This window comes from Crocosphaera watsonii WH 8501 (genome assembly GCF_000167195.1).
GTDB classification, from domain to species: Bacteria; Cyanobacteriota; Cyanobacteriia; order Cyanobacteriales; family Microcystaceae; genus Crocosphaera; species Crocosphaera watsonii.
On the sequence record NZ_AADV02000248.1, the window covers coordinates 1 to 4,350 of the forward strand.

The 4,350-nt window shown below is 37.3% G+C and carries 2 protein-coding genes and 1 pseudogene; 1 reads left to right on the plus strand and 2 read right to left on the minus strand.

Annotated features, from left to right (window positions below; genetic code table 11):
- Positions 1–471 (plus strand): allophycocyanin subunit beta (apcB, locus tag CWATDRAFT_RS30010; RefSeq protein ID WP_007308485.1); only part of this gene is annotated, 471 nt, incomplete at its 5' end.
- A gap of 177 nt (positions 472–648) precedes the next feature.
- Here apcB and CWATDRAFT_RS35135 read toward each other — a convergent pair.
- A pseudogene (locus CWATDRAFT_RS35135) lies at positions 649–2,172 on the minus strand (IS5-like element ISCwa2 family transposase).
- 197 nt (positions 2,173–2,369) lie between these two features.
- Positions 2,370–4,350: glycosyltransferase family 2 protein (locus tag CWATDRAFT_RS30025; protein WP_007308486.1), on the minus strand; the 1,981-nt coding region annotated here is incomplete at its 5' end.

Sequence of the window (4,350 nt, forward strand, 5' to 3'; positions counted from 1 at the left end):
CTAACCGGTCGCTATTTGGATCGAGATGCGATCGCCAGTCTTAAATCTTACTTTGACTCAGGAAGCGATCGAATTAAGGTGGCTGCCTTAATTAATGCTAGTTCCCCTGAGATCGTTAAAGAAGCAGGTCTGCAACTCTTCGAGGAAGTTCCAGAGTTGATCCGTCCAGGGGGTAACGCTTATACCACCCGTCGTTATTCTGCTTGTTTGCGGGATATGGATTATTATTTGCGTTATGCCAGCTATGCTTTAGTAGCCGGAGATCCCACTGTTCTAGATGAACGGGTCTTACAAGGGTTACGGGAAACTTATAACTCTTTGGGCGTTCCCATTGCTCCCACAGTTCGGGGTATTCAAATAATGAAAGACAAGGTGAAAGCCATGGCCGTTGAGTCTGGAGTGCAAAACACCTCTTTTGTGGATCAACCCTTTGATCACATGAGTCGTGAGTTTAGCGAAATCTCCATTTAATGGCTTTTGTTGATAATTCAGGCGATCGCTTTTTCATAGAGGCGATCGCTTTTTCATAGAGGCGATCGCTTTTTCATAAAATCGAAAAGTTTGTAGTTAAGGCTTAAGCCTTAACTACAAACTTACGTTTATTTTTGCCTACCTACTTAGGGTTTGCTGAAAAAGTTTCTCCAAAATTTATGCCACTTTTGACCAAGAATTTTCTGACAAATCAATAAGTTTTAGTACATAAAAATTGTTTAAAGTATAATCAAAATTAATGAAAGGCGGTTTAATGAGTTCCCCTGTTCTATTATTAGTAAATAAGGACAAAAAAAGCGACAAAAACTGCCTCAGAAGTTTAGAAAGATTGACAACTAAAAATGTAATAGCAATAGATGTAATGGAGGTTTCAGGGAGTTTTGTCATCACGAGATTTAGGCTAAATCTTCGTTTAGCTTGTCCAAACTTTCCCTCAATAGCATTACGGAAGCATTCATCGGAGTGGGCTTGTTTCTTTTCTTCTTCACTGACATTTTTCAGAGGTCTTCCTAACTTCGGACCACTGATTCTTATCCCTCTTTCCTTACACCAATTTCTGTTTTCCCTAGTTCGATAAATTTTATCTACATGGACGGATTCGGGATAATAGCCAAACGTTTCTTTATACTTTTCTACTTGTTCTTTTAAATGACAAGATTCATTGAAGTTTTCCCAACTTATTTTGTCTAGAAACACATAGTTATCTACACAGCTTACTGAGAGTTTAGCTCCAAACTCTATTGGTTTTCCTGCTTTTCCCCTCACTATTGGACGAATATGCGGTTGAGTTAAACTTACAATTCTTTGAGGAACACTCTGGGTCTTATTCTCCCACATTGACTGTTGTTGTTCATAAACTTTTTTGATAGTCTCTAGACAATTTTTCTGTCTTTTACTCAGATTTTCCAGGGAAGCCCCAGCTTGAATAAGTCTTCTATATTCCTAAATTTTTCTTAAGGTATTTAACTGTTTCCCGATAGCTTTTCTTCTTTTTTGATAAGATACTTTTCGTTTTTTAGCTACTTTTAAGTATTCCTTTCTAGCAATTATTCTAGAAGTTCTCGGCTTTTTTCTCAATTTTACTCTTAATGGTTTATAAAGATTATCTATTATTCTTTCTGTCTCAATTCTGGCTTGATTTAATATGCCTAAATCCGTTGGGTATTTGATGTCTGCTGGCGCACAAGTCGCATCTAAAATTAGTTTACCTTTATTTTTTATTTTTTCTCCTTTTTCTTGGAGACAATCCTTTTTTTTTACTTCTTTATCACTCTTGTCTATTTCTCTTTTTACTATTTTTTTATTGATTTTGTTTATCAATTCTCCATCAATTCTTTTCCTAAAATGAACTAGCATTGAAGATTCCAGTGGTGGCTCTTGTTGATAACAATTTAAACCTATAAAGTATTGTAGATAGGGATTTTCTCTAATCTGTTCTATAGTTTCTCTATCACTTGTTCCTAATTTTTCCTTAATAATTAATGTCCCTAATGCCATTCTAAATAGTTTGGCTGGCGCACCTTTTTCTGCTGAAAAAAGTTTAGCATATTCTTCCTCAAAATCATCCCAAGGTATCAACTCTGCCATGATTACCCAACGATTATTGGGGGACAATTTGCCCTCGAAAGGTAATTCAAATTTTTCTGGGGGCGGTAAAGGTTGCTCCTCTTTTCGATACATTTGTTCTTGACCAACAACTGGGAGGTGTTTCTACCAATTATAGCGGTTTGTAGCCGACAAAGCTGATCTTTTTTGCGATCGCGAATATGGGTGTAACCTTTTAAAGAATAGGGTTTTGCTTTTATTCAGCAAACCCTAACTTAGATTCTGAAAGCTTGATTTGATAGGGTTTTTCCAATTCTTGTCACCCCCTCAAATCACGAATTGTTTTCCACGTCAGTGAACCATAAAAATGAGTGTTGCTCGTGACGATTATCATTAAAAATTTGATAAGTCGGCGTTAACCCCAGACTTGACTCGTGATTCCAAGACCGTTGATGATCTTTTTGAATTTGGGAGGCAATTTTGCGAGTTTCTATTACTCGACTCACGGGAGAAAAACGAGATAATTTGGGAATCCAATCTAGAGAGCGATAAGCGTTTAATAGGGTTTCGATGCCTTGAAAATATTTCAGGGCGTTTGATTCAGGATGAATTTTTTTCAAGTACAAACACAAGTTATAGGCATATTCCAAATCCGTACTGGTGTGGGTACAGTAAGATTTACGATAACATAGAGATAAATAGATTAATTTTTCAAGTTCCTCCACACTTCTATCAGCAAAGGCATAGCGAACACCTGCCAAAGTACGATGTAAATACCAAGCTCGCATATCTTCAATTTCAATAGCTGGACTTTGGGTAGTTCTTTCATCAGGATAATTCCAGAATACCCCTAGGGTACGATCGACGACCTTACTTTTAATAAAGGGCAAGATACGACTCTTAAATTCTGTATCCCCTGCGCCTCGGAAACTACCATCGTAGTACCCGAAACGATCGTGAATAGAACGACGATATAATGCCCCCACCCATGATAAATAACAGGTTTCTAAATAGACTAAATCCTGTTGATATTTTTTGCGATCATAGGGCATAATATCACTCACCCAACTACCATTTTTATCAACACTGGTGACTAAACTATGACCAGTTACCCAATCTAACTCAGGATCTTCATCTAATTCAGCGGCCAAGATTTCTAAACAACCAGGAAGAATAGTTTCATCGACTCCTAAGAAAGATAAGAAACGCGCCCTAGATAAGTCAATTCCTCTATTCCAAGCCGTTTGTATCGTTTCCCGTTGTTTGGAGCGCGCATAAACAATCGGAATATTTAACTCAGAAGCTAATTCTTGGAAAACTTGATATTCATCCCCTGGAGATCCACTATCCACTAAGATAATTTCCGCTTCTCCCCGTTGAACTAAGGTCTGATGTTGTAAGGCTCTTAAAAATAAAGGAAGTTTAGCAGCTGCATTATAAAGGGAAACAATCACACTAACGCGATAAACTGATTGATCCCGTCGATCATCCACCAACTCATAATCCCAATTATTGTTGAGAATATTATCTAATAATGTCTGCTCAATTAACTCATAACATTGAGCTTCTCTTTCCCCTGGTTTACCATACATGGCTTGTATGACAGTTGCTTCTTTGGTAAACCCTTGATTATTTAACGCTCGGTTTATATAGGACAGATCCCCAAATAAATCCTGATCTAACAGACGAATTGCTCGAAGTTTGTAGGTAGCAGCAACTAACTCATTCCCCCTTAGCTCCTCAATACGAGCAATTTCACGCCATAAGCGAACGCGATCGATACGGTAACCGTTCCCTAATTTGTCTTGTAAGCTTTGATTTTCTCCCCCAAAAGCTGACCCTAACTTCCAGCATTCTTTGACTTTATTTCCCAAATCTTTTTGGGTTAATTCTAAAGCATTAAAAGTGTACTTATAACGATTAACTAATTTTGGAGCTTTCAAGGTTTGAGCGTTGCGGGTTTCTTCTAATGGCTTCTGAATCCGAGCTTTCGTTTTTCCGATGGTGTTCTGAACTTGTTTATAAATAGGTTTGATTTGGGATTTGACTTGAGTTTTTACTACTTTAATCCCAGGAATTTTACCTAAACTAAATCCTGACTGATTAGACTGCCAATAGGTAACTAATTGAGAATACCACTCATTTAATTCTTCTCGTGTTTCACTGTTAAAATTGAGAGAACTTTGATAAATTTCCCCTAATTCTGAGTCCTTTGTGTTGAGAGTAGATGAGCGAATTTGAGCCACTAAATTCTCTCTATATTCATCATAATTATCTAAAACTTTAGCAATGTCTGGGAGAGAGGCATAGATA